This window comes from Sphingomonas citricola, assembly GCF_019429535.1.
Lineage (GTDB): Bacteria > Pseudomonadota > Alphaproteobacteria > Sphingomonadales > Sphingomonadaceae > Sphingomonas > Sphingomonas citricola.
This window is the reverse complement of sequence record NZ_JAHXZM010000010.1, coordinates 1-25,387: the sequence shown is the minus strand read 5'-3', so window position 1 is coordinate 25,387 and position 25,387 is coordinate 1. Positions and strand designations below refer to the sequence as shown.

Annotated in this window: 27 protein-coding genes and 1 pseudogene; 20 read left to right on the top strand and 8 right to left on the bottom strand. The window is 63.5% G+C overall.

The genetic code is table 11. From position 1 onward, the window contains the following. Nucleotide 1 precedes the first annotated feature (1 nt). From KZ810_RS16910 to KZ810_RS16900, 3 genes are read left to right on the top strand one after another with little or no spacing between them, the layout of a single operon-like run. The gene (locus tag KZ810_RS16910; RefSeq protein WP_007406255.1) at nucleotides 2–1,441 is read left to right on the top strand and encodes a YncE family protein; all 1,440 of its coding nucleotides are present in this window, start codon (nucleotides 2–4) and stop codon (nucleotides 1,439–1,441) included. Nucleotide 1,442: 1 nt separating this feature from the next. Continuing rightward, nucleotides 1,443–1,952 carry an RNA polymerase sigma factor gene (locus KZ810_RS16905; RefSeq protein ID WP_007406239.1) on the top strand — a complete coding sequence of 170 codons (510 nt, stop codon included), beginning with the start codon at nucleotides 1,443–1,445 and terminating at the stop codon, nucleotides 1,950–1,952. After that, complete coding sequence (locus KZ810_RS16900) at nucleotides 1,949–2,719, top strand: anti-sigma factor family protein (protein WP_007406229.1); 771 nt, start codon at nucleotides 1,949–1,951, stop codon at nucleotides 2,717–2,719. The genes KZ810_RS16905 and KZ810_RS16900 overlap by 4 nt, the downstream gene beginning before the upstream one ends. Nucleotides 2,720–2,770: 51 nt before the next feature. On the opposite strand, the gene KZ810_RS16895 is transcribed toward KZ810_RS16900, so the two are convergent. Next, on the bottom strand, nucleotides 2,771–3,283 hold the full coding sequence (locus tag KZ810_RS16895) for an MgtC/SapB family protein (RefSeq protein ID WP_007406274.1): 513 nt from the start codon (nucleotides 3,281–3,283) through the stop codon (nucleotides 2,771–2,773). Continuing rightward, complete coding sequence (locus tag KZ810_RS16890) at nucleotides 3,280–4,344, bottom strand: molybdopterin-dependent oxidoreductase (RefSeq protein WP_110150399.1); 1,065 nt, start codon at nucleotides 4,342–4,344, stop codon at nucleotides 3,280–3,282. The genes KZ810_RS16895 and KZ810_RS16890 overlap by 4 nt, the downstream gene beginning before the upstream one ends. A 146-nt stretch (nucleotides 4,345–4,490) precedes the next feature. On the opposite strand from KZ810_RS16890, the gene KZ810_RS16885 reads away from it, so the two are divergent. From KZ810_RS16885 to KZ810_RS16830, 13 genes are all read left to right on the top strand, one after another. After that, nucleotides 4,491–5,363: a LysR family transcriptional regulator gene (locus KZ810_RS16885; protein ID WP_007406272.1), complete on the top strand. Its 873-nt coding sequence runs from the start codon at nucleotides 4,491–4,493 to the stop codon at nucleotides 5,361–5,363. Then, the gene (locus tag KZ810_RS16880; protein WP_007406242.1) at nucleotides 5,360–6,511 is read left to right on the top strand and encodes a TDT family transporter; all 1,152 of its coding nucleotides are present in this window, start codon (nucleotides 5,360–5,362) and stop codon (nucleotides 6,509–6,511) included. The genes KZ810_RS16885 and KZ810_RS16880 overlap by 4 nt, the downstream gene beginning before the upstream one ends. Before the next feature lie 89 nt (nucleotides 6,512–6,600). Then, nucleotides 6,601–7,836, top strand: a complete 1,236-nt coding sequence (locus KZ810_RS16875) for a molybdopterin-dependent oxidoreductase (RefSeq protein ID WP_007406293.1) — start codon at nucleotides 6,601–6,603, stop codon at nucleotides 7,834–7,836. 14 nt (nucleotides 7,837–7,850) lie between these two features. After that, nucleotides 7,851–8,333 (top strand): c-type cytochrome, encoded by a 483-nt coding sequence (locus KZ810_RS16870; protein ID WP_007406258.1) that lies wholly within the window; start codon nucleotides 7,851–7,853, stop codon nucleotides 8,331–8,333. Nucleotides 8,334–8,829: 496 nt separating this feature from the next. Next, nucleotides 8,830–9,471 (top strand): hypothetical protein, encoded by a 642-nt coding sequence (locus KZ810_RS16865; protein WP_110150401.1) that lies wholly within the window; start codon nucleotides 8,830–8,832, stop codon nucleotides 9,469–9,471. Between the two features lie 28 nt (nucleotides 9,472–9,499). Continuing rightward, entirely contained in the window at nucleotides 9,500–10,561 is a 1,062-nt protein-coding gene (locus tag KZ810_RS16860) for a helix-turn-helix domain-containing protein (RefSeq protein WP_219994279.1), read from the top strand. Nucleotides 10,562–10,739: 178 nt separating this feature from the next. Further along, nucleotides 10,740–11,621 (top strand): type IV toxin-antitoxin system AbiEi family antitoxin domain-containing protein, encoded by an 882-nt coding sequence (locus KZ810_RS16855; RefSeq protein WP_110150403.1) that lies wholly within the window; start codon nucleotides 10,740–10,742, stop codon nucleotides 11,619–11,621. Further along, nucleotides 11,614–12,516 (top strand): nucleotidyl transferase AbiEii/AbiGii toxin family protein, encoded by a 903-nt coding sequence (locus tag KZ810_RS16850; protein WP_110150404.1) that lies wholly within the window; start codon nucleotides 11,614–11,616, stop codon nucleotides 12,514–12,516. Before KZ810_RS16855 ends, KZ810_RS16850 begins: the two co-directional genes overlap by 8 nt. A gap of 616 nt (nucleotides 12,517–13,132) precedes the next feature. Further along, nucleotides 13,133–13,438: a profilin gene (locus KZ810_RS16845; RefSeq protein WP_110150406.1), complete on the top strand. Its 306-nt coding sequence runs from the start codon at nucleotides 13,133–13,135 to the stop codon at nucleotides 13,436–13,438. Next, nucleotides 13,435–14,397, top strand: coding sequence for a tyrosine-type recombinase/integrase (locus KZ810_RS16840; RefSeq protein WP_110150407.1), 963 nt, complete (start codon nucleotides 13,435–13,437; stop codon nucleotides 14,395–14,397). The genes KZ810_RS16845 and KZ810_RS16840 overlap by 4 nt, the downstream gene beginning before the upstream one ends. A gap of 160 nt (nucleotides 14,398–14,557) precedes the next feature. Beyond that, a complete protein-coding gene (locus KZ810_RS16835) occupies nucleotides 14,558–15,205 on the top strand; it encodes an AAA family ATPase (protein WP_110150408.1) in 648 nt (215 codons plus the stop codon). Between the two features lie 2 nt (nucleotides 15,206–15,207). Beyond that, nucleotides 15,208–15,501, top strand: coding sequence for a ribbon-helix-helix domain-containing protein (locus tag KZ810_RS17460; RefSeq protein ID WP_373369182.1), 294 nt, complete (start codon nucleotides 15,208–15,210; stop codon nucleotides 15,499–15,501). 46 nt (nucleotides 15,502–15,547) lie between these two features. Next, nucleotides 15,548–16,501, top strand: a complete 954-nt coding sequence (locus KZ810_RS16830; protein ID WP_110150409.1) for a replication initiator protein A — start codon at nucleotides 15,548–15,550, stop codon at nucleotides 16,499–16,501. 520 nt (nucleotides 16,502–17,021) lie between these two features. Here KZ810_RS16830 and KZ810_RS16825 read toward each other — a convergent pair. The 5 genes from KZ810_RS16825 to KZ810_RS16805 are packed head-to-tail and all read right to left on the bottom strand — an operon-like array spanning nucleotide 17,022 to nucleotide 19,667. After that, nucleotides 17,022–18,563 carry a type IV secretory system conjugative DNA transfer family protein gene (locus KZ810_RS16825; protein WP_219770281.1) on the bottom strand — a complete coding sequence of 514 codons (1,542 nt, stop codon included), beginning with the start codon at nucleotides 18,561–18,563 and terminating at the stop codon, nucleotides 17,022–17,024. Further along, entirely contained in the window at nucleotides 18,563–18,847 is a 285-nt protein-coding gene (locus KZ810_RS16820; RefSeq protein ID WP_110150410.1) for a hypothetical protein, read from the bottom strand. The genes KZ810_RS16825 and KZ810_RS16820 overlap by 1 nt, the downstream gene beginning before the upstream one ends. Continuing rightward, nucleotides 18,844–19,068: a conjugal transfer protein TraD gene (locus tag KZ810_RS16815; protein WP_110150411.1), complete on the bottom strand. Its 225-nt coding sequence runs from the start codon at nucleotides 19,066–19,068 to the stop codon at nucleotides 18,844–18,846. Before KZ810_RS16815 ends, KZ810_RS16820 begins: the two co-directional genes overlap by 4 nt. 13 nt (nucleotides 19,069–19,081) lie before the next feature. Continuing rightward, a complete protein-coding gene (locus KZ810_RS16810) occupies nucleotides 19,082–19,411 on the bottom strand; it encodes a conjugal transfer protein TraD (RefSeq protein ID WP_110150414.1) in 330 nt (109 codons plus the stop codon). Then, nucleotides 19,404–19,667 (bottom strand): hypothetical protein, encoded by a 264-nt coding sequence (locus KZ810_RS16805; protein WP_219770280.1) that lies wholly within the window; start codon nucleotides 19,665–19,667, stop codon nucleotides 19,404–19,406. Before KZ810_RS16805 ends, KZ810_RS16810 begins: the two co-directional genes overlap by 8 nt. Nucleotides 19,668–19,818: 151 nt before the next feature. Here KZ810_RS16805 and traA point away from each other — a divergent pair, with 151 nt between their 5' ends. Continuing rightward, complete coding sequence (traA, locus tag KZ810_RS16800; RefSeq protein WP_082746203.1) at nucleotides 19,819–22,659, top strand: Ti-type conjugative transfer relaxase TraA; 2,841 nt, start codon at nucleotides 19,819–19,821, stop codon at nucleotides 22,657–22,659. Nucleotides 22,660–23,598: 939 nt separating this feature from the next. On the opposite strand, the gene KZ810_RS16795 is transcribed toward traA, so the two are convergent. Then, nucleotides 23,599–24,018, bottom strand: a complete 420-nt coding sequence (locus KZ810_RS16795; protein WP_219994280.1) for a MerR family transcriptional regulator — start codon at nucleotides 24,016–24,018, stop codon at nucleotides 23,599–23,601. 68 nt (nucleotides 24,019–24,086) lie between these two features. Here KZ810_RS16795 and KZ810_RS16790 point away from each other — a divergent pair, with 68 nt between their 5' ends. The 3 genes and pseudogenes from KZ810_RS16790 to KZ810_RS16780 form a co-directional block, all read left to right on the top strand. Continuing rightward, a complete protein-coding gene (locus KZ810_RS16790) occupies nucleotides 24,087–24,749 on the top strand; it encodes a cation efflux transmembrane domain-containing protein (RefSeq protein WP_088368466.1) in 663 nt (220 codons plus the stop codon). A 19-nt stretch (nucleotides 24,750–24,768) separates the two neighbouring features. Next, on the top strand, nucleotides 24,769–25,104 hold the full coding sequence (locus tag KZ810_RS16785) for a hypothetical protein (RefSeq protein ID WP_143559681.1): 336 nt from the start codon (nucleotides 24,769–24,771) through the stop codon (nucleotides 25,102–25,104). Nucleotides 25,105–25,167: 63 nt separating this feature from the next. Continuing rightward, nucleotides 25,168–25,387 (top strand): annotated as a pseudogene (locus KZ810_RS16780) (TolC family protein); the annotation flags it as partial.

Below are 25,387 nucleotides of genomic sequence, written 5' to 3'. Positions count from 1 at the left end.
CATGATCCGGACCATCCTGCGCTCGGCCGCCTTGCTGATGAGCGCCGCACCGGGCCTCGCCATGGCCCAGCAGGCGCCGTGGAACGCTAAGGACATGCCCGTCAGCCACCGCGACCGCGTCTATGCGTCTGAACAATTCTCCAACACGGTGTCGGTGACCGACCCGGCCGACAACCGGCTGCTCGGCGTCATCAAACTCGGCGATCCCCAGCCGATGAACTTCTCCCCGCTCTACAAGGGACAGGTGCTGGTTCACGGCCTGGGCTTCTCGCCGGACGGGAAGACCTTGGCGGTCGTGTCGATCGGATCGAACGCCGTGTCGTGGATCGACACCGCCACCAACACCGTCAAGCACACGACCTATGTCGGGCGCAGTCCGCACGAGGCGTTCTTCACGCCGGACGGCAAGGAGGTGTGGGTCACGGTCCGCGGCGAGGATTATATCGCCGTGCTCGACCCCACGACGTACAAGGAGACGGGGCGCATCAAGACGCCCGGTGGTCCGGGCATGACGATCTTCTCTCCCGATGGCCGGTACGGCTATGTCTGCTCTTCGTTCAATCCGGTATTGGCTGTGTTCGATGTCGCGACCCACGCGCAGGTCGGACAGGTGGCGCAGCCAAGCCCCTTCTGCCCCAACATCGCCGCGACGCCGGACGGCAAGCAAGTGTGGTTTACGCTGAAGGACATCGGCAAGACGGTCGCATTCGATGCTCGGCCACCCTTCGCGATCCTGAAGGTGCTGGATACCGGGCCTATCACGAACCATGTCAATTTCGCCCGCACGGCCAAGGGGCAGTTCGCGTATGTGACGGTCGGCGGAGAGAATGTGGTCAAGGTGTTCCGCACGTCCGACTTCACGCCGGTGGCAACAATTCCGGTCGGCAAGATGCCGCACGGTGTTTGGCCATCGGGCGACGGCCGGCGCGTTTATGTCGGGCTAGAGAATTCCGATGAGCTGGCCGCGATCGACACTGCCGGCAACACGGTCGTCGCTACCGTGCCGGTCGGACAGGCACCGCAGGCGATCGCCTATGTGTCGAACGCAGTTCCGACAGGCCCCGGCACCGACAATCTCCAGCCGCTCGGCACAGCGGGCAAGGCGCTGCATCTGACCATGGGGCCGATTGGCGGCAAAGGTACGGCAAGCAGCATCACCCTCTTCGACCAGGGCATCATTCAGGTCGTGCAGAGTGCCGTTACCGGTTTGCAGCCCAAGAAGCCTTACATGCTCGTACTGACCGCCAATGCGGACGGCAGCGGCGCTGTAGAGCCGCTTGCGAACTTCATGAGCAACCCGGCAGGTGCGGCGATCGTCAACGCATCGGGTCCGATCCGCCAGATCGTTCAGGGCAGCACCGCGACACCCCGGCGCTTTCTGGCGGTTGCGGAGGTGGTGAACGGCGCGCCGGGGCGCATCGTGCAGGTGCAGCGCGACTGAGATGGACCCGCTTGCCGCCGCGATCGAACCGCTGATCCCCGGGCTGCGCCGCTATGCCCGGTCGTGGTTGCGCGACCGGGTGATGGCGGATGACGTGGTGCAGGATTGCCTGGAGCGCGCGGTCGGGCGCTGGCGACAGCGACGGGGTGCGGAGGTCCGCCCGTGGGTCTATGCGATCCTGCACAATTTGTTGGTCGATCATCAGCGGCAGCATAGCCGGCGAGGTACGGCGGTTCCGCTCCACCTCGTGGACGACGCCGCGCTCGGCCGCCCGGCCGATCAGGACACAGGCCTGCACCACCGCGACCTGCTGCGCGCGCTTGATGCGTTGCCTGAAGAACAGCGAACGGTGCTGCTCCTGGTCTCGGTCGAGGGCCTGCCCTATGCGGAGGTCGCTGCCGTAGTCGGCGTGCCGCTGGGCACGGTAATGTCGCGCATATCGCGGGGGCGCGACCGTCTGGCGACCCTCCTCCGGGAGGGTGAACGGCCGCGATTGAGGAGCGTGCAATGACCAGCCCGATCGGCGAGGACGATCTGGCCGCATGGATCGATGGCAGGCTGTCGCCCGAGCGGCAGCGCCTGGTCGACGCCTATCTTGAAGGCCAGCCGGACGTGCATGCCCGTGTGCGAGAGCAGGCGGAGCAGGCGCGAGCCCTTGCATCCCTGTTCGCCCCCGTCGCGGATGAACCGATCCCGGCGACGATGCGCGTGGCAGCGATCAGGGGACGGCAACGGCAACCGCGTTGGCAGCTCGCCATCGCCGCGTCACTTCTGCTGGCGTTGGGGTTTGGCGGTGGCTGGTCGAGCGCGCGGTGGAGCGGCGAACCCCGCGCGGGCATCGCGGCGCTGGCCAACGAGGCGAGTGATAATTTCCGTGTCTATGCCGCCGACCGGATACGACCGGCGGAGATCGGCCCCGACCAGCGCGCCATGCTGATCCGATGGACCTCCGCTCGATTGGGTGAGCGCGTCACGATCCCGGACCTCAGCACGGCCGGCTATCGCTATGGCGGGGGGCGACTGGTCGCGACGCCCCACGGCCCTGCGGCACTGCTCCTCTACGACGGACCGCAAGCGTCGAAACTTGCGGTGCTGACGAGGCCCATGCAGATCGACAAGACCGCGAGCATGACCAGCACGTCCAGCGGGACCATGGGCCGGGTCACATGGGCGGTCGACGGGATCGGCTATAGTGTGGTGGGCGAGCGACCCGCGGCCGAACTGCATCCGATCGCCGATGAAGTCCGGCGTCAGGCAGATGCCGCGCTTGTGTCCTGATAGCGCCTTGCCGCCTCCCGGCGCCGACGGGCACCGGGCGGTCCAGCGCGATCACGGCTTGCGCTCGACATCCTTCCTGTCGGTCTCGGCCGGCGTCAGACGGGCTCGCTCGCGGATGCGGCGTTCCAGCGGCGCGCCGACGAACAGGACGAGCATTGCAAGGCTCACCCCGCCGATGATGAGCGGCCACACCGCCAACCCTGCTGCCGCGCCGATCGTGGCTGTCACCCAGATGCACGCGGCGGTCGCCAATCCATGCACTTCCTGACCCTGGCCGACCCGCAGCACCGCACCGGCACCGATGAAGCCGACGCCGGACAGAATGCCCTGCATCGCCCGTCCTGCGGCATCGGCGTTCACGTTCGGCAAGCCACTATGCACGATCGCCTGAACGGCGATGCAACTCGCCAGACCGACCAGACCCAGCGTCCGCAGGCCCATGATCTGCCGGTTCTCACGCGAGCGTTCCCAGCCGAGCACCATCCCGGCCGCGGTCGCCACCACCAGCCGGCCAATCGCATCGATCCAGAAAGCGACGTCCGGTGCCGCTGATGCTTCGATCATTCGACCAGCACGTGAACGTGATGCCAGGCGGTGCACAGATAGCCGGCGAAGTTCCACATCGTATCCGGCCGCTCGGGCTGTCCCTGCCCGGTCTCGTCGAAGGCACGGGCGACAAGGTGCTGGCGTCCCTTGGCAAGTGTGGCGTCAAGGATCCAGCGCCGCCAGCCCCAGCGCGTCTCCGGATCGGCGAAGGTCGCCTGTTGCCAGTCGCGACCGCCGTTCACCGACACTTCGATCCGAGAAATACGGCGGTCATAGGCAATGGCATATCCCTCAATCCGCACCTCTCCGGCGGCCAAACTCTCGCCCGCACCGGGCGAGCAGATCGCGGCGTTGAGCGGCATGGCATTGATCGTCAGACCCTGGCTCCAGTCGACGGTGTCGCTCGTCACAGCGGCGGGGAAGAGCTTGTAGTCGTGCGCCTGGATCGGTGCCTCGGAGGGCGTTTCACGCACCTCGATCCGTGTCAGCCATTTGGCGCTGCGGACCCCGGCATAGCCAGGCACCACCATGCGGAGCGGGGCGCCATGTTCGGGCGTCAGCGGCTCGCCATTCATCGCCCAGGCGAGGAGTACGTCGGGCTCCCGCGCCTTGCTCATGGCGATCGATACCCCGAACAAGGCTTCTTCACCCTCCACGTCCACCTCGTCCGCGCCGGTGAACGCCACGAACAGCTCGGACGCATCCGGCGCGCCGACCGCATCGAGCACATCGGCCAAGCGTACGCCGGTCCACTCCGCATTGCCGATCGCGCCTACGTCCCACGGATCGCCGGAGGTGTTGGCGACCTGCTGGAGATCGGTACGCCGGTTGCCGGCGCACTGGAGAACCGCCGTTACCGTGCGCGTGGCAAACGTGCTCTTCAGTTCCTGCACCGAGAAGAAGCGGCTCGCCATGCCCCTCCCGCTCACCTCGATCCGATGATTGGCGGGCAGATCCGGCACTGGCCCGTGGCTGCGCACGTAGAACAGCGCCTGCGGCGTCAGGAACCGCTCGATCAACGCACCGGGCGTCGGCTCGGCATTGTAGGGATCAGAACTGCGCTCGATCATATCGGTCATGGACGATCAAACGTCGCGGGCACGCGTAACGCTTCAAGTCTTCGAGACCATCGCAGACGAAAGGCTGCCGACCATTCCGATATCCAGATTGGAATGACCATATCAAACGGTTGGTCGTATCGATCTAAGTACGCGATATATGCTGCATGACTTTGGAGCAGCTCAGAATATTCGTCGGTGTCGCGGAGCGCGAACACGTCACCAAGGCAGCGGAGGCGCTGAACGTCACGCAGTCTGCTGCCTCCGGGGCGGTTGCGGCCCTCGAAGCGCGCTACGGCGTTCCGCTGTTCCACCGCGTCGGGCGTGGCATCCAGCTTACCGAGGCAGGCCGCGGCTTTCTGGAGGAAGCGCGCGCGGTGCTGGGGCGGGCAGCGCATGCCGAGACGATGCTCGCGGACTATGCCGGGCTCGCGCGTGGTTCGTTGCGGATCGTCGCCAGCCAGACGATCGCGAGCTATTGGTTGCCGGCAAAGCTCGCCGCCTTCCACGAACGCCACCCACAGATCGCGGTCGAGCTGGCGATCGACAACACCGAAGGCGCGGCAGCGCAGGTGTTGAGCGGCGCGGCGGAACTCGGCTTTGTCGAGGGCGAGGTGGACGAACCGGCGCTTGCCCACTGGAATGTCGGGCATGACCCAATGGTGCTGGTCGGCCGCGAGGAAGCCGAACGCATCGACGAGGCCTGGCTGCGCACTACACGCTGGATCGTCCGTGAGCAGGGATCGGGTACGCGCTCGACTTTCGAGGACGTGCTGCGAACGCGCGGGTTTGATCCGGCTCAGCTGACGATAGCGATGACGCTGCCGTCCAACGAGGCGGTGCGCACCGCCGTTGAGGCCGGTGCCGGCGTTGCCGTCTTGTCGCGATTGGTCGTCGCGCGCGCGCTCAAGGCTGGCGATCTCGTCGAGCTGCCGCTCGGGCTGCCCGACCGCGCCTTTCACGCGCTGCGCCACAAGGAACGCTATCGCACCCGCGCGGCCGACGCGCTGACGGATCTCATCAAGGAGCAGGTCGCATGACTGCCGACACGCACTCCGTTCTCAGCGGCCTCAAGCCGCTCAGCCGGCTCGATCACCCCCGCGAGATGATCCGCCAGTTCACGCCCAACTGGTTCGCCGCGACGATGGGCACGGGCATCCTTGCCCTCGCGCTGCCGCAGGTGCCCGGCATCGGGCCTTCGCTTAAACCTGTCGGCGAGGTGTTGTGGTTCTTCAATATCGCGCTCTTCGCGCTGTTCGCCGGCCTCTATGGCGCGCGCTGGGTGATGTTCGGGCACGAGGCGCGGCGCATCTTCGGGCACAACACCGTGTCGATGTTCATCGGGACCATTCCGATGGGGCTGGCGACGATCATCAACGGCTGTCTCGCCTTCGGCATCGCGCGGTTCGGAAATGGCATCGTGCCGGTCGCGCATATCCTGTGGTGGATCGACGTCGCCATGTCGCTCGCCTGCGGCGTGCTGATCCCCTACCTGATGTTTACCCGCCACGAGCACAGCCTGGACGGCATGACCGCCGTATGGCTGCTGCCGGTCGTCGCTGCCGAAGTGGCGGGCGCCAGCGGCGGGCTGCTCGCGCCGCATCTAACCGATCCCCACGCGCAGATAGTGACGCTCGCGACCTCCTATGTGCTGTGGGCCTATTCGGTGCCGGTCGCGTTTGGCATCCTCGCCATCCTCATCCTGCGCATGGCACTCCACAAGTTGCCGCATGAAAGCATGGCGGCATCTTCCTGGCTGGCGCTGGGGCCGATCGGCACGGGTGCTCTGGGCATGCTGGTGCTCGGCGCGGATGCGCCGGCGATCCTCACCGCGCACGGGCTAGCCGGCGTCGGCACCGTCGCGCAGGGGATCGGCGTTGTCGCCGGGCTCTGCCTTTGGGGTTTCGGCCTGTGGTGGCTGGCGCTCGCGACGCTTATCACCATCCGCTACTGGCGCGCGGGCGTGCCGTTCAACCTCGGCTGGTGGGGCTACACCTTCCCGCTCGGCGTCTACACCGTCGCCACCTTCCGCCTCGGCACGACGCTGAACCTTATGTTTTTCGGTATCGTCGGCACGGTGCTGACGGTTGCGCTCGCGGCGATGTGGCTGCTGGTCGGTGCCAAGACGCTAGCCGGTGCATGGCGGGGCAACCTGTTCGTCTCGCCCTGCATCGCCACCCCGAACTGATCCGCCATGATGATCGGATCAGTCGGTCCGATCACTTGCAGAATGCCCCTTCGATCCGCCAGCGTGACTGGCCACAGGAGAGCCTTGTCATGGACAATTTCGACGCCGGGCTGGCGAGTGAGACCAGCCGTCGCCGCTTCCTCAGCCATGCCGCGCTCGGCACCGCCGGCCTTGCCGCCGCGCCGGCACTGGCGCAGCAGCTCGTCGACCTGAAGCTGCCCGGCGGCAATGCCGAGCGGCCGATGACCAGCGCCTTTCCCGGCAAGGGCAGCATGATCCTCCAGCGCGTCCATCCACCCTTGCTGGAGACGCCGATGGAGGTCTTCGACAAGTCGGTGTTCACGCCCAACGACCAGTTCTTCGTCCGCTGGCACTGGGCCGACATACCGACCTCGATCGACGTCGAAAGTTTCCGCCTCAACGTCTTCGGCCACGTCAATCGGCCGCTGTCGATCAGCCTCGCTCAGCTGCTGCGCCTTCCACGGGTCGAGATGGCGGCGGTGAACCAGTGCTCGGGCAACAGCCGCGGGCTGTTCCAGCCGCGCGTCGCCGGCGCGCAATGGGGCAATGGCGCGATGGGCAACGCCAAGTGGCTCGGCGTTCGCCTGCGCGACGTGCTCGACCTCGCCGGGGTCAAGGCAGGCGCGGTGCAGGTGCGCTTCGGCGCTCTCGATCAGCCGGTCGTGGCGGGCGCTCCTGACTTCGAGAAGGCACTCGACATCGACCATGCCCGCGACGGCGAGGTCATGATCGCCTTCGGCATGAACGGCGAGCAACTGCCGCTCCTCAACGGCTTTCCCTGCCGGCTGATCGTGCCGGGCTGGTACTCGACCTATTGGGTCAAGATGCTGAACGCGATCGAGGTACTGCCCGGCCCTGACGACCAGTATTGGATGGCCAAGGCCTACAAGATCCCCGCGACACCCGGCGCGAATGTCGCGCCCGGTGCCAAGGACTTCCCGACCGTACCGATCAATCGCATGATCCCGCGTAGCTGGATGACCAGCCTGCCCGATGGTCAGGCGATCGCCTATGAAGCGTCGATCCCGGTCGGCGGCATCGCAATGGGCGGCGATTGCGGCGTCGCCAAGGTCGATGTGTCGTCGGACGGTGGCCGCACCTGGTACAGGACGACGCTCGGAGCGGACGAGGGCAGGTACAGCTTCCGGCGCTGGGACGGGCGGGTGCCGCTGAGACGCGGGCCTAACCCCATCATGGTGCGCTGCTGGAACACCAACGGTGTCGCTCAGCCGATGAAGCCGATCTGGAATCCCGGCGGGTTCATGCGCGGCAACATTGAAACCACCACCATCATCGCGGCCTGAGGAGCGAGCAAATCATGAAGACTCCGTCTCCCGGCATGATGGCTGCTGGCCTGATCGGCCTGACCGGCATCATCCTCGTCTCGATCGGCGCGCCGAGCAGCCGCAAGGCGCCCGTTCCGATCTCCGAGATGTCTGAGCCGGCACCGGCCGCCAGCGTGTCAGCGCGCGGCTTCTCGCTTGCCTCGACCAGCGTCGACCTGCCGGCCGACGACGCGACCTACCCCGACGGTCCGCACGCCGACGTCATCAATGCCAATTGCACCTCGTGCCACTCAGCCAGCATGGCGCTGACCCAGCCTGCGCTATCGGCGGATCAGTGGAAGGCGACCGTCACCAAGATGCGTGAGGTGTATAAGGCGCCAGTGGCCGAGAAGGACGTCGATGCGATCGTTGCTTATCTCACCGCTATGCCGAGCCAGAAGGTGGCACCCGCGACCGGCAAGGCGCAGGACCCGGACCCCAAAGTGGCTCCTGATGTCTCAGGTGGAACCGGCTAACCGATCTACTTCCATAATCCCGAAATACCATCCCAATCGGGACAGGCGGGCCAGAGAGCGTAGGTTTCTTAACAGCCCCCGTCGTTCTCCGCGGCTTGGGTGGTGTTAATCGGACCCCCCTCTGGGAGCCGCTGGGTGGTGTTAACCGGGCTCCCCTTACCTCCGAAGCTTCGGTGTTAATCGGACCCTTTTGCAGGGATAATTGGTCGCCGCCTTTTGGGGGGTATGCCCCCCGCCCGCTCCTCACTTCGCTCGCCCTTCATGCTGCGCGCGACTTCCCACCCAGCATCGTTCAGGACTGACCATTATCGTCCGGTTGCGGCCGGTCCGCGCGACCTCGCATTTGCATGGGTTTGCAGGTGTCAGAACCGCGTGTCGAATATGTCAGCTTGCGACAGCCTGAGGTAAAAAAGGTCTACCTTAGCAATCAGCATCACGCCGCTTCTTGTTTTTCTACATCGATCGATGTAGAAAAATCGGAAACGAGGGGTGTGCGATGCTCAAGACCATGATCCATGACAGGCCGGAAGAGGTCGATGCGGCGCTGGCGCGTCTCGGGTTGACGGCATCGCCGTTGATGCGGGCGGTTCGCGCAGGTTATTTGTCCCGAATTTCCCGTACGGCGAATGATGCACCGATCGCGGCTGGCTTCTATCATTGGAACGAGACGCTTCGGACGTTGCGTGACGAGCTGGTCGTGTTGGGATGGACGCGGGTGGATGAGCAGATGTTCTCCACCATCCTGAGTCCGGACGGCCGCATCGCCATCTCCGTGTCGTCCGGCGATGAGGCGACAGGTAGCGCACGTGGATTTCCTCGCACCAAGCGGGACAAGGGGCCGCGCACAGCTGATGTGATCCACGCTAACGTGGAGCAACTCGACCTTTTTGAAACGACCCCAGAACCGGCTCCTAAGGAGGAGGCAGAATGCCTCACCTATGTCCTGCTGTTTCATGCCGACGCTACGGAACTTCGAGCCGAGCTGTCGTTGCCGGTGAGCATGGACGAAAAGGATCATATCGATAGCTGGCGCGAGCGTATTATTTTAGGCTCCCAGCCACTCGACCCCGAAGGCGCTAGGATGCCGGCACCGGACTTTGGTCCGGACATCGACATCGACGTTCAGCGTCGCGCGTGAGGCAATGTTTTCCCCTTCGCGTCTTAGAGTGGCCCGCAAACGGCGCGGGCTGAACAAAACCCAATTGGCTGAACGTATCGGCGTCGATCTGCGCAGCGTCACAGGATATGAGCGCGGCGATTACGAACCAAGCGGTGACACGCTCGGCCGTATCGCTGTGGCACTGCGCTTTCCGGCCGCTTTCTTTGCCGGTGCCGATTTGCATGAGCCGACCAACCGCACTGCGAGCTTTCGCTCTATGGCGCGCATGGCAGCGTCGCGTCGTGAAGCCGCTCTGGCTTCTGGCGCTTTGGCGTTCCTATTAAACGATTGGATTGAAGCGCGTTTCGCGTTGCCGCAACCTGATCTGCTTGATCTTCGGGAAGAGGACCCGGAGACGGCCGCCATGGTCTTGCGTCAGCATTGGTTGCTCGGCGAGAAGCCAATCCGCAACGTCGTCCATCTGCTCGAATCCAAAGGGGTTCGAGTCTATTCGATGGCAGAGGATACGGCGGAGGTAGATGCATTCTCCCTCTGGCGGGAGGCGACGCCATTCGTGTTCCTGAACACTCAAAAGTCGGCGGAACGCAGCCGGTTCGATGCTGCGCATGAGCTTGGGCATCTCGTTCTTCATCGGCATGACGAACCAAGAGGTCGTGAGGCCGAGCAAGAGGCTAACCGATTTGCATCGGCATTTCTCATGCCTCGCGGGAGTGTCCTGGCGCACGCACCGATGATGCCGACGCTGGAGACACTTATACGCTTAAAGCATCACTGGATCGTATCCGTGGGAGCCTTGGCCTATCGGTTGCAGGCGCTTGGGCTTCTATCGGAGTGGAATTATCGCGGACTGTGCATCGATATGGGTCAGCGCGGTTACCGCACGGCGGAACCTGAAGGTGCTCAGCGAGAAATGTCTTTGGTGATCCCGAAAATCTTCGCGGCGTTGCGCGAGGATGGGATGACGAAAGCGGATGTTGCAGCGGCTCTTCATATCGAGCCGGACGAACTTGACCGCCTCGTCTTTGGGCTGGCGGTGATGGGATTGCATAGTGATGCGGTGCCATCAACGACCGCACCACGCACACCTAAGCTTCAACTGGTACGCTGACAGACAAACAGCTAGACACCATAATTAGACCTACACGGAACCGCATATGTCCTTAGGACATATGCGGTTCCGTGTGGCATGTGTCAAGAGAGATGTGGCGGCGAGGGGAGAGCGCAAAACCGTTGACTGCTAGTAGCGATATCCCTATGTCCTTAGGACATAGGGATATCGCTACGGTATGAATTTCAATGATGGCCTCGATAAAGCCCTGCTCGAGCATGATGCGCCGATCGTCACCGATTACGAGTTTTTTACCCTCGGCCGGAAGCTGTTTGAGGCCAAAGAGTGGGCCGGTGAGCCGTTAAAGCGGCTACCCGCTGGCTGGGACCAGACCCGTGCGCGGAACTCTCTCCGCCGCCTTGAAGCTCGTAAGTCCCTAACGGCAGATGCCGACTTTCACTCTGGCGTTTGGCGTGTGGTTCAGTCCACGCGGAATGGGTCGGCTGAAGAGGTGGCCTGTATCGTTGATCCCTTCTGCTACGTTTCTCACCTTTCGGCGATGCAGCGCTACGGCCTGACTGATCGTAGCCCCGAGGCGTTGCACCTCACGACGCCGGCAAGACCCGTTTGGAACATGCTGCGCGATCGGAAGATGGTTGAGGATTTTGGCGGCCCACCTGACGAGGGGCATCCCCTGCTACTGCGCTTGGGGTTCAAGGGTGAATTGCGTCGTCGACCAGTTATCCTGCACCAATCTAGCCACCCTGCAACGCCTGTAAAAATTCGCGGGGAGCAGACACGAATCACATCTATTGGACGCACCTTTGGAGACATGCTCTCTGAGCCGGCGCTGTGTGGCGGTATCCGCCATGTGATCAACATTTGGGAGCAGGAGGCCGAACAATGGGCGGACCAGATCATCGATGAGGTCGAAAAATTCGATTCCAAAATGGTGAAGGTCCGCGCAGGTTACTTGCTATCCGAGGTACTGGAGGTTGAAGATAGCCGGATCGACGGCTGGGAGCAGTTCGCCCAGCGTGGGGGGTCAAGGAAACTCGACCCGGACGCACCATATGCTCCGACCTATTCCGAACGATGGATGATTTCTCTGAATGTCTGAAATTGACGAGGCTCCCGAGGGAGAGCGAACCGAGATTGTTGATGTCGACGTGCGCGCTTGGGTGGAAGCTGCAAAGACCGACCTGGTTCGCTATCGTGACCGGCAGGTGACGGAAGTCGTCCTGGCCGCGATCGGCGTCGCGCCGAACCTGAAAGAAACCCTGGTGCTGAAAGGCGGGGCGGTCATGGCGCTTGCCTTCAAAAGCGAGCGGGTGACGGGGGATGTGGATTTCAGCGCGGACGCTGATCCCGAGACTTTTGCCCAGCTCATCGTCGAGGAGCTGAACGCACTTTTGCCGAGAACGGCGATCAGCCTCGGTTATGTCGATCTGCTATGTCGTGTGCAGGCGGTCAAAAAGATGCCGCGAGCTAAGAACTTCGAGCAATATGACTTTCCAGCATTGCTTGTGCGGATCGGCTCGGCGGTGCGGGGATCAGGAGAGGAAAAATGGCTCGACGCTGGCCAGGCTACTCGCGTTTTGGATATGGAGATCAGCTTCCGCGATCAGGTCTATGCCTTTCAAGAACTGAGCCTCACGGATGCCGGCGTTGCTGTGCGCGCGTTCACTTTGCATGAGCTGATCGCCGAGAAGTTCCGGGCCTTGCTCCAGCAGCCCATTCGGAATCGATACCGGCGTCAGGATGTCTATGACATCGCATTCCTTGCTGAGACTAATCCGCTGACCGACAGTGATCGGGCAAAGATACTCACGACGTTCGTGGATAAATGCCGTACCCGTAGCATCGAGCCTACCATAACGTCGATCGACGATCCGGAAATTACAAAGCGGGCGCAGGCTGATTGGGATACGCTCAAGCTGGAATTGTCGGACCTGCCTGCGTTCGATGAACGGTTCGCCATTGTCCGAGAACTCTATGTGTCCCTACCGTGGTAATCGCCATTAAAATTCTGGGGTGAAGAGATCGGGGCGTAAAGGCGAAATGGACCAAAGCGCACCAGACGATCTCCGGCGCATATGGAGGCAGAACCAAATTCCGGTCATTGTCCGCAAAGGCAAAGGCTACAGGCTCATTGTCAAATTGCCGCACTCCAGCAGAACCTTTGAGGACCGGCGCTTAGCACGTGCTTTCCTGCAAGTAGTCCGTCCAACGGGCCGGAGTCCGGATTGGCTCGAACGTTATAAAGGGTGGGAAGTGGCGCAAGATTGGTTCAGCGATCTCGTGAATCACATTCTTGGCAAATATTCGAAGCTCTACATCATCCAGCCCTATCGTGAGCAGGAGAAGTGCGCGTCGCAATGCATGAACGCGCAAGGGCACGAATGCCAATGTTCATGCATGGGTGCATATCATGGTGCCGGGGGGCCGGGCGCCGGGTGGTTCGAGGTGTCGGAGACATTTGCGACCCGGTGGGGCGAGTCATATCTCGCATGTCGGTTGATGGAACGAACGCCCGGTTCGCAGCCCCTTTGATCGGGCAGTCACGAGCCACCTTTCCTCACCGGCTATATATGATAATGTCCTTTATCGGATGTAGGAGGTACTTTTGCTATGATGGACGAAGCCGCCAAATTGATGGTCGATACGGCCATGGCGCTGCGGACGCCCGGGCGACCAATGCAAGGCAAGATCCGGGACCTCGATAACCTGACGGACGAGGAACTGCGTGCACTGATCAGTAACGTCGCCGGTTTCGCTAACACGGCCGGCGTGACCCTCAAGGGGGTTCATGCAGGAGGCGACCTCTATATGCGGTTGGGCGGTACAAATACCATCTACGCCAATGCCCGAAGCGAAGCAGGGGTTTTCGTGGTGCAGACAGACAATATTGGTGAGTTGGTATTCCTTTTCGAATGACAACGCAGCTTGCGCGCCTCGGGCCTACCCTCACCCTCCCTACCCTGGTCGCATCGGCCGAGGCACATGCGCAGCGGCGCTTCCTTGAGTTTTTCGCCGTGGCGATCCGTAACGCTCATACGCGCAAGGCCTACATGCGTGCCGCCAGCGACTTCCTGGTTTGGTGCGATGCTCGTCAGGTGCGGGCGCTGGCCGATATTGAGCCGCTACACGTCGCTGCATGGATCGAGGAACTAAGGAGTGCAGTGAGCGCGCCGACCGTCAAACAGAAGCTCGCTGGCATTCGGCATTTGTTTGACTGGCTGGTGATTGGCCAGGTCGTGCCGGTGAACCCGGCCGGATCGGTGCGTGGGCCGAGCCATAGTGTGAAGCGGGGCAAGACGCCGGTGCTGGCGCCTGAGGAGGCGCGCCGACTGCTCGATAGCATCGACGTGACCACGCCGGCGGGGCTGCGTGATCGAGCGTTGATCGCGTTGATGGTGTTCAGCTTCGCGCGGATTGGCGCTGCGCTCGGGATGCGGGTCGAAGACGCCTATGTGCAGGATCGGCGCCTTTGGGTGCGGCTGCACGAGAAGGGCGGCAAGCGGCATGAGATGCCTTGCCACCACAGCTTGGAGGCATACCTGTACGCCTATATCGACGGGTGCGAGCTTGGCGACGATCGCAAGGGACCGCTGTTCCGGACGATCGCGCGGGGCACGGGTCAGCTAAGCACAACCCCCCTGCCCCAAGCCAATGCGTTCCAGATGGTGAGGCGTCGCGCTTCTATCGCCGGGATCAGGACCGCGATCGGCAACCACTCGTTTCGGGCCACTGGGATAACCGCCTACCTAAAGAATGGGGGCACGTTAGAGAAGGCCGCTGCCATGGCGAACCATGCCTCTACCCGGACAACCCAGCTCTACGATCGGCGGCACGATGCGGTCAGCCTGGACGAGGTGGAGCGCGTACTGATTTAACACCCGCGAGTTGCTCCGTCGCCGCGCGGCGGGATTGAAGTAGGGCGCGGAGGCCAGTGACTGGCCCCGCTCGCTTTCAGTGGCAGGCCTGTCCTCCCTGGGTTGTGCTAATCTGCTATCCTGCATAATATCAAAAAGACATAATTGAAGGTGTGCACACGTGCAGATAATCACGCTTGCAGCTCAGAAGGGCGGCGTTGGCAAAACGACGCTAGCGGTCAATCTCGCGGTTGCGGCCCAAGCGGCCGGGATCAAAACGGCCTTGTTCGATCTTGATCCGCAGGAGAGCGCGACCGCATGGAGCGAACGGCGGACGGCCGAACTGCCCCATGTCGAACCAATCAGTGCGCGCAGGCTCAACCAGGCGATCGACGCGGCTGAGGCCAACGGTTTCGCTCTTACCATCATCGACACGCCGCCAGCTGCCGGTTCAGAGGCCGCGGCAGCGGCGCAGCGTGCTGACCTCGTCGTCATTCCGTGCCGCCCCTCGCTGATCGACTTGGACGCGATCAAGCGGACTGCGCAGCTTATCACCAGCACCGGGAGAATGGGTGTGGTCGTGCTGAACGCGGCTCCTCCAACGGCAACTACGCTGCTGGATGATGCTCGGACACTTGCCGAAGCGACCGGATTGCGTGTGGCACGCGCGGTATTGCGGGAGCGGAGTGCCTACCGAGCAGCATGGCCTTACGGTCTCGGCGTCATCGAGCATGAGCCCAAGGGTAAGGCAGCGCAAGAAGTTGCAGCCTTGCAAAAACACATATTTGATGATCTGATGCCTTGCACACCTGCAAATGTGAAGGCTTGAACATGGCAAAGCGGACTTCCTTGCTAGCCCCAGCGATGACACCCCAATCGCGTCCCGAGGCCGAGCAGGAGAATGTGTCCGCTCCCTCGGCACCGCCGGTGAACGCAACGCGATCAAGCGGCAAGCGACCTGGCAAGTACCACCTAGGAGCCTACTTTGATCCGGCCGATCCCACGGCCGAAGCCTTCAGGGTGCTGGCGGCGAGAACCAGGCGCAGCCACCAGGACCTTCTTGCCGAAGCGATCAGTGAGCTAGTCGCGAAGTATGAGGCCGATAAGCAGTTCGGTCGTTCTTGATAATGTGCACACCTGCATAAATGCAGAACGGCAGGATTGATGCTAAGTGACCAAACGTCAAAACCCTAACCCCGAGTTCGACCTTTTCATCCCGTTGATGGGCGATCTTCCGCTCAAGGATCAGCGGGAGACTATGGAACGACCGTTCTTCTCGCTCCAGAAGCGTAAGCGAGTGAAGCCGATCGAGTACAGCAGCCCGGACGGCGAGACGTGGGTGAAGATCGAGGCGATCCCGGCCTACGGCATGGCGACCATCTGGGATGCCGACATCCTCATATGGGCAGCCTCCACTCTTAATCGGATGCGGGAGCAGGGGGTAAACGACCTTCCTCGGACCCTCAAAACCACATCCTACGACCTGCTTCGAGCGATCAAGCGCGATACCAGCGGCCGAGCCTATCAGGAATTGCAAGCGGCGCTGCAACGGCTCCAGACGACCTCCATATCCACTTCGATCCGCGCTCCGAAGCGGCGTACCAAGGCCGGCTTCAACTGGCTCGACAAATGGACGCTGGAGGTGGACCCTGAGACGGACCAGCCCCGGGGCATGACCATTACCCTGTCCGATTGGGTCTATGAGGGCATCATGGGAGAGAGATCGCTTCTCACCATGCACCAGGACTACTTCCTGCTCACTGGCGGATTGGAACGCGCCCTGTACCGGATCGCGCGCAAACACGCCGGTAACCAGAAGGGCGGGTGGACATGCCGGGTGGAGGTGCTGCGCGACAAGACCGGCAGCGACAGCAAGCCTAAGGAGTTCAACCGGATGCTCCGTAAGGTGGTGGAGGCCGACCAACTCCCCGATTATGCGATGGAGCTGACGACGACGATAGATGGTAGCCCTGCTGTGCTGTTCCGTCTTCGGGGGGAGGCAGAGGCGTTGGCGTTGACAGCCAGGTTGGAGGCCGAACAGGAACGGCGGCATCGCTTCGACGCCGATCGCCGCCGCGCGACCGAGGTGGACGACCTTATGGATAGGCTCGCCGGCGGACGCTGACTATCGTGGTTTCACACACCGTCGTGAGCAGGGCACGATCCGAACCGTCTCGGAGGGAACGGTAGGAGTGCGGAATTGACAGTAATCGCGGTGCCAATAGCCAATTGATTATCGTGGGATCACACACCCAAGCATCGTGGGATCACACACCGAGCTATCGTGGGATCACACACCGAATCACGTGGGATCACACACCGGACCTATCTGGAAAGCCGCAGAAGTCCTCGCTTTTTTGGCTCATTTTTGAGCCTTAACCTTCTTAACGATTCCTATTTAACAGAATCATTTAACCGCGACACACCGCTCAACCAACGAAAGAAGGGCATGCGGAATTGGCCTACAGGCCAATGCACCTTTGATGCGTGCCGGCTAACGCCGTCACAGAGGCGGCCTATCGGCCGCAGGCTTTCCGGGAAAAGCCAAGCCGATTCGGCGGTGTGTGACTGTCAGCGTCGCGCAGATTGAGGGGCGGGAGGGGCGCTATCCCGACGCCTATCGTCTGGTTTTCCGGTGTGTGGGATCATGTCGGATCATAGAGCCCGGCGAACTCGCGCTCCGCATAGTAACGGATTTTACCGACGACGAGCGGATGCTGCCCCTGCCGCAGCAGCAGGAGATCATCGGAATTCATCCGCATGATTTCATCAGGCGTCGCCAATCGGCGGGCCGCGACGTGGCCGCTGGCGCTTTCCGAACGGGTACCGTCGCTGAAGATGCTCGCCGGGCCTGACGTGCCGAACGTCTCATATTCGATGGTGGTGTCGCCGATCGTGCGCGACAGCATGTCGGCGGTGGCAAGGTCGTTGACCCCGAACGTCTGGATCACGCCGGCATTCGACATGAACGTGCCCGCGCGCTCGCCGTAGGTCGCCTTGAGCTGGTGCATGTCCTGAAGGATCGGCCAGAGCTGCATCCCGTAACCCGCCATCAAGCCCATCGCGCGCTCTACAGGATCGAGGCGGCCAAGCGCGGCGAACTCATCGAGCATGAACAGGACCGGGCGTTCCGGCCGGGCAGGGGAGCGTGCCATGTCGGTGACCGCCTGGCTTACTAGCAGCCGCAGCCAGCGCGCATAGGTATCGAGCCGATCGGGCGGCAGGCACAGGAATACGGTGCCCGGCCGCTCTTTCAGGTCCGCGAACCGGAAGTCGGATGCCGACGTGCTGTCCACGATGCGCGGGCTGTCGAGAAAGTGGGTGTGCCGCTGGGCGGACGACAGCACGCCGGCCGCCTCGCGATCGGACTTGCCGAGTTGGCGGTTGGCGGCACGCGCGATCAGGCCGTGCGCGCCGGCGCTGGCCTGCATGTCGGTGAGCAGCGCGGCGAAGCCGGCGGGATCGCGAGTGAGCTTGTCGCGAACCGTCGCCAGCGTGGCGAGGGCAGGGAGCTCGTGGATGACGGTGTGTAGGATGATGCCGGCGATCAGCGCCTTGGCTTCCTCGTTCCAATGCGCCTCGCCCGACTGTCCCGGCGCGTCGTGGACCAGCGCGTCGGCGATCGTCTGTGCATCTTCCGCGAGGTCCGGGCTGGCGGCGTCGAGCCACGCCAGGGGGTTATAGCGGGCCGCAGGACGCCCGGAGACGCCGAAGGGGTCCAGACACCACACATCGCCCTTCCTGGCCCGTGTGCGGGCCGTGACGCGGGCATTCTCGCCCTTGGGGTCGATGCAGATCACCGAGCGGTCGAGAAGCAGCAGGTTAGGGATGATCGTGCCGACACCCTTGCCCGAGCGGGTGGGGGCCATCGTCAGCAGATGGGCCGGACCGTCATAGCGAAGCAGCTTGTTGTTACGGCCCGACCGTCCAATGACGAGATCGCCCGAGCCTTCCAGCTTCGCCAGGTCGCGCCCATCGCCGAAGCGGGCCGAACCCATCAGCGTGTTGCGGGCGCGCCCACGACGATTGAACTTCCAGATGCCGAACAGGACCAGGCCGGTGAGCAGGAACGGCACATCGGTCGCGATTTCGCCAACACCGAAAATGCCTTTGAGCCAGCTATTGCTCGCCATCAGGACGATGAAGCCGATCAGCAGCGCCCAGAGCGGGCCGATCCGCGCCGGCATCAGTGGCTCGCGCCGGCGGGAGTGATCGCCAGCGCGGGATCGGCATCGGGATGGCCGAGCAGTCTGAGAAGGATTTGGGTGGCGAGGGCAGGGGGCACCCGTTCGTCGCGCATCATGTCGAACAGTGCGTCATCCTCAGGCGTCAGCGCCATGCCTTCGATCGCGAGGTTGGCGCGGGCGTCCTCGTCGTCCTCGCGCCACATCGTGTCCTCGGCCGGGCTGCCGCGCACATAGTCGAGCGCGCGGACTTCGCTTCGCAGCGTGTCGAGGTCGATCGTTATCATTCGCCCGTCTCCCGGTCAGCTTCTTCCGCGTCGAACGCCCGCCTGCCGCGGCGCTTCCACAATGCCAGCGTGTCGCCAGCCTCGCTCCTGGCCTTGCCGACCAACTCCAGCAGCGCACCGTAGATCGTCGCGCGATCGTCGTCGGCCAGATCGACCAGCCCGGCCTTCTGGACGAGGCCACCCAGCTCGATCAGGTGGCGGGTGCGCTCGCGGCGTTGCACGACCCAGCCCCTGCTATCCGTTCGCCGTTGCCCCGCTTCCGTCCGCAGCGTCGCCGCGCGGTTCAGTCGCAGCGCCCGATCCGTCGATTGCAGCAGCGCCGCCACCCTTGCGCCCGCGCCGTTGAAAGAAGGCAGCGCCCTTCGCGCGCCATGCCTCCTTCGCGCTCGCATCCTTTGATCCGATCGCGTCGAGCAGCACGCCCGCGAGTGTTTCAGCATCGAGAGCGTCAGCACCCGTTGCGGTGACCAGCGTCCCGAGCTGTTCGATCCGCTTCGCCTTGAGCGCTTTGGCCTTGTCGCCGAGTGCCTTCAGCTCCGCATCGTAATCGCGCACCCTACGCATCGCGATCATCCTCATCGGGTTCATCCAGCGCGGCAGGAATATCCGACCACAGCAGCCCCGATGTTCCGTTTGCATCGACGCCGGGCGGAGCTTCCCCGTTCCACAGAATGCGCCAACCGTAGACCACGCCATCGTCGCTGGCATTCTCGTCCAGATCAAAGGGGTAGTCATCAAGCGTGTCGACGCTGATCCCGAGCGCTTGAGCGACATACGCATCGCGGCGTCGCTCCATCGCTTCCTCGTAGGCACGGCTCATCATGCTCTCCTTGTTCAGGCAGTTTGGCAGAGCAGACGGGGAGCGCAAGCCAAAAGCAGAAGAAGTCAGTCAGGAGATGCGTAGCAGATCGTGAGTGCGCGCTTATACGTCGTTGCCGACGTGCGCTCCAAAGTGCATGGTACTGGACGCAATGGCGATCTATCATTTCAGCGCCAAAATTATCAGTCGTGCAAACGGCTCCAGCGCCGTCGCATCCGCCGCCTATCGCTCTGCCTCCGAGTTGCATGACGAGCGGCTTGGGCGGAATCACAACTTCTCGAACAAGGCCGGCGTCATCCACTCCGAGGTGATGTTGCCGCAGGGTGCACCGGAGCGTTTAAACGACCGCACCGTGCTCTGGAACGAAGTGGAGGCAGGGGAGAAGCGCAAGGATGCTCAGCTCGCCCGCGAGGTGGAGTTCTCGATCCCGCGTGAGATGAATGAAAAGCAGGGCGTCGCGCTCACCCGCGATTTCGTCGCCGAGCAGTTCGTGAAGCGCGGGATGGTCGCGGACCTCAACGTGCATTGGGACAAGGCGAGGGACGGCAGTCCGAAGCCGCACGCGCATGTCATGCTGTCGATGCGCGACGTGGGGCCGGACGGCTTTGGTCAGAAGAACCGCGACTGGAACAGCGGAGAGCTATTGCAAGGCTGGCGCGAGGCATGGGCGGCCCACGTCAACGAGCGCATGGCCGAGCTGGGGCTTGAGGCGCGGATCGATCATCGCAGCCATGCCGACCGCGGCATCGAGCTGGAGCCGCAGCATAAGATCGGCCCGGCCGGCATGCGCCGGCTCGACCGCGGCGAGGATGCCGAGCGTGCTGACGATCACCGGCGGATCGCGCGCGAGAACGGCGAGAAGATCGCGGCCGATCCGCGCATCGCGCTCGACGGCATCACCCGGCAGCAGGCGACGTTCACTACCCGCGACCTGGCCGCATTCGCGTTCCGGCATTCGGACGGCAAGGAGCAGTTCGACCAAGTGATGGCGGCGGTTCGCGCCAGCCCCGAGCTGGTGGCGCTGGGCAGGGACGGGCGTGACCAGGAGCGGTTCACCTCCCGTGACATGATCGCGACCGAGGCGCGGCTGGAGAAGGCCAGCGACGAGCTGGCGCGGCGCCAAGATCATGGCGTGTCCCACCGGCAGCGAGCCGGGGCGCTGGAGGCGGCCGAGGCGCGGGGTCTCACGCTGTCCGACGAGCAGCGCGACGCCTTCGATCATATCACCGGCCGTGACGGTCTGGCGTCGGTCGTGGGCTATGCCGGGACCGGCAAGTCCGCGATGCTGGGCGTCGCGCGCGAGGCGTGGGAGCGCGAGGGCTACCAGGTGCGCGGCGCGGCGCTGTCGGGAATCGCGGCCGAGAACCTGGAGGGCGGCTCCGGCATCACCTCCCGCACCATCGCCAGCCTTGAGCATGGCTGGGCGCAGGGACGCGACCAGCTCGGGCCCAAGGACGTGCTGGTGGTCGACGAGGCGGGCATGATCGGCACGCGCCAAATGGAGCGGGTGATGTCCCATGCCCGTGACGCCGGGGCCAAGGTGGTGCTGGTGGGCGACCCCGAGCAGCTTCAGGCGATCGAGGCGGGCGCAGCGTTCCGGTCGATCACCGAGCGGCACGGCGCGGCCGAGATTACCGAGATTCGCCGGCAGCGGGAGGACTGGCAGAAGGAAGCAACGCGGGCGCTCGCCACGGGACGGACGGCCGAGGCGCTGAATGCCTATGCCGCGCATGGCATGGTCCATGCCGCCGACACGCGCGAGGCGGCGCGGGCCGAGCTGGTGGAGGGGTGGGATCGTCAACGCCAGGCCGATCCCGACCGTTCACGGATCATCCTTACCCATACCAATGCCGAGGTGCGCGAGCTGAACGAGGAAGCGCGCGGCCGGCTTCGAGCTGGTGGCGAACTTGGCGAGGACGTGGCGTTCACGACAGACCGGGGCACCCGCGACTTCGCGGCGGGCGACCGCTTGATGTTCCTTCGGAACGAGCGGTCGCTGGGGGTCAAGAACGGCACGCTAGGCACTATCGAGCGAGCCGATCCTGGGAGCATGACGGTGCGTCTGGACGGTGGGCGTCAGGTTCAATTCGACGCGAAGGCTTATGCGGCATTCGATCACGGCTATGCAGCTACGTTCGGCAAGTCGCAGGGCGTGTCGGTAGATGACGCCCATGCGCTCGCAACACCGGGCATGGATCGTCACAGCAGCTATGTCGGCATGACGCGTCACCGCGACCGCGTGCACCTCCATTATGGTCGGGATGACTTCGCCGATCAAGGCCGTCTCGCCCTCTTGCTATCTCGCGATCGGGCAAAGGATATGGCCGGCGACTATGGTCCCGAGCGTAGTCACCAGGATCATGCCCGGGCCTTTGCCGACCGGCGCGAGATCCGGTTGCCGGAACTCGCGCGTCCGATGGTCGACAAGACGCGTGGTGGGGCAGGGGAGCGGTATCAAAGGTCGACGGCAAGTCCGCAGGGCGACCAGCGCCCGACCCGCGAAGGAGTGGTGCGGAGCTGGGCGGCCGAACACGGACGCGAGCTGGCGGACGTACAGGCACGCGCGCAACGCGCGCAGGTGCGGGCGGATGGAATGTACCGGCGACATGAGGCGGTGAGAGGTGATCATGCTCGTAAGCAGCCGCTGCCGCCCAAAGGACTGATGGCAACCTTGCGGCGTCCGTCCTACGAGGCAGCACGCGCGAGTTGGGAGAAGGCCGCGCGCGGGTTGCAGCAGCGATCCACGCAGCTCGCGAAGCGACTAGGTCAGATCAAGGAGTATCTCGGTCCCGTGACCGGGCAGCGGCGTCACCGCGGCGATGAGCTGGCGCGTGCCAGGGTTGAGCGCGCGCATCCTCACCTCAACAAGCTCTACGAAGCAGTCATGCGCGAGCGCCGCGCCGAGCGTGTCCGCCAGCAAGAGCAGGAACGCGAGCGGATCAAACAGCGAGACAAGGATCGGAGTGGTGATGGTCGGGGCCGTGGGCGATAGTCCATCTTGCGTGCCTACTAGCCACGACCGTTGCGAGGGGTGCCAGCTTCAGGTTGGCTATCTCACTGTTAGCAACCGGGCCTAAGAACTTGCGCGGCGATCGGCCGGGTGAGGTCCAAACCATCCCTGAGCATCAATCGGCCGCGTAGCGCACCAGCACCTCGAACGACCACCGATCGACCCGTTACGGGATTTCGGACGCTGATCGGAATCGTTGGCGGCATCATCGGGTAGCAAGCCTTCATGATTTGAGCCCACCAAGTAGCAGCTTGGTGGGCTCTGGTCGTGATCGGCTTTCGCTTCTCGATGATACAAGGTCCGGGCTGTTGCGCAAGGACACGAAATCAGGCGCGGCACCTTTGCTCAGGTCCTCAAAAGCACGAATTACATCGGGCCGCTCAGGAGGTAGCGCCTTGCCGCCTATGGCGTCTCGCGAGGCGTTCGTGCTTTTGAGGACCGAAGCTGGAAACGGTCATCGAAAGCACGAAGATTGACGATTTTCAGGCTGAGTTAGCGTGCGTTGAGAGCGCCCATCTCACGATTTTCGTGCTTTCGATGACCGTTGGTGTGCCACGTGGCGCATTCGGCCCTTTGAGGAGCCTTGTCCCAACAGAGAGCGACCCCTATCAAATCGGTACATGCGGCATCCAACGGATTGTCCGTTTCCCGATCAGGGAACTAGCACCGGGACCGCCTTTCAAGGCGGTCCTCGGTTTTGTAAGCGAACTGTTTCTTCAAAAGCCGCAGAAGACGCGCTATGTTGAAGGCAACATGGCCGTCCCCGCTGTTGCCTTCGGCATCAAGGGACGGCCTTCTTAGACCAGCGCTCCTGCACAGGAGGTGTGCCACGTGGCACACTAAGTCGGGTCGACACGCACCCTGATTTAGACCGGCGCGCCTCGATCGGCGCATGAGCCCAGCGTCGCCCGTTAGAAACGCTCAGTGTGAGCGGGCCTCCGCGCTCGGACCCAAGGCTTCGATGATCCTGCACTCGGCCACAGTGTTGCGGCTACAGGAGTCGATCAGCGCATCCAGCTCGCTCGCGAGCGCCGTCAGGTCAGCGATCTTTCGCGTGATGGCATCACGATGTTGGTTGGCGATCACGTCCACGGCCATACAGGATTGTTCGCGTCGATCGGCGAGCCCCATCAACTCCCGGACCTGGTCGATCGAGAAGCCGAGATCGCGCGCTCTACGGATGAAGGACAGGCGCCGCAGATGCTCGCCCTCGTAGGTCCGGTAATTTCCGGCCGACCGCGCTGGCGCCGCCAGCAAGCCGATCTGCTCGTAATAGCGGATCGTCTCGACCTTTGTGCCCGTCGCCGAAGCCAGCTTCCCGATCGTCAGTTTATCAGACACAGCGCTTGACCCTCTAGCGACTAGAGGGTGCATATAGGCTGCCAGATCGATTCTATCGAGGTGGCGAAATGGCCTGCACGAGCTGCGCGTCCGACAAGGCGGGCACCCTCAATGACCCGAAGTGGCGGCGCGCGTTGTGGATCGCGCTCGCGATCAATGGCGGCATGTTCGCGATCGAGATCGTCGCGGGGATCACGGGCGGGTCGAAGGCGCTCCAGGCCGACGCGCTCGACTTCTTCGGTGACGCTGCCAATTACGCGATCAGCCTGGGTGTCGCTGGGATGGCGATAGCCTGGCGCGCGCGTGCGGCGATGCTGAAGGGAGCGACGCTTGCCCTGCTTGGGCTCTATGTCCTGCTCGCGGCGGGGTGGGGCGCGCTCCACGGCGCTGTGCCCCATGCCGAGGTCATGGGCGTTGTGGGGATTGCGGCGCTGATCGCGAATGTCGTGGTCGCGGTGATGTTGTACCGCTTCCGGAGCGGTGACGCGAACATGCGTTCGGTGTGGATCTGCTCGCGCAACGATGCGATCGGCAATATCGCCGTGGTGCTGGCTGCAGGCGGCGTCTTCGGTCTGAACAGCGCGTGGCCCGATCTAGTGGTGGCCGCGTTGATGGCCGTGCTCGGTCTGTCGGGCGGATTCCAGATCATGCGACAGGCGCGGGCCGAACTGCGATACGCTTCCACGCCTGCCCCTTCCACTTACAGGCAGCCGTTACATGGCGTTCGCTAAGCTGCTAAGGCGAAGGCCGATGCATCGGCTTTCCGCCTTGTTCCTCTGTCTCATGCTCGTGCTGTCGCTTGGGCTGGGATCGGTCGCGCATGCGACCGAGGCGGTGGGCTGCGTCGATACCACCGCTGCCAGCTCGCTCGAACATAGTGACGGCGACGCCGACCAGGTGCCGGCTGATGCCGATAAGGCCTATCCGCACCATCATGGCGGTTGCCATGGCCATCATATCGGGGTTCCGTTCGAGGCCAAGCTCGTTGCCTCAGTGACCGGGCTCTCTGTCGCTCCTCCAGCGTGGAACCACGCCCCGATGGCACCGGTGCCTTCGGACCCAGCTCTGCGACCTCCCCAAGCCTGACAAGCGCCTAATCCGCCGGGAGCTTCCCGCGCGGCAATCCAAGTTCGTCAGGAGTTCGTCACCATGTCCCGTTTCATCGCGGCCTTATTGGCCGTGGCGTCGTGCGCGTCGATCGCGCACGCGCAATCATCCGAGCCGGCATCGCCCAGTCCCCCGCTCACGCTTGAGCGGGCGCTGGCGCTCGCCGGCGCAACCGCGCCCAGTCTCGAAGCCGCCACAGCAGGGGTCAGGGCGGCCGAGGCCGGCCGGACCGTCGCCGGCTATCGCCCCAACCCCTCGATCG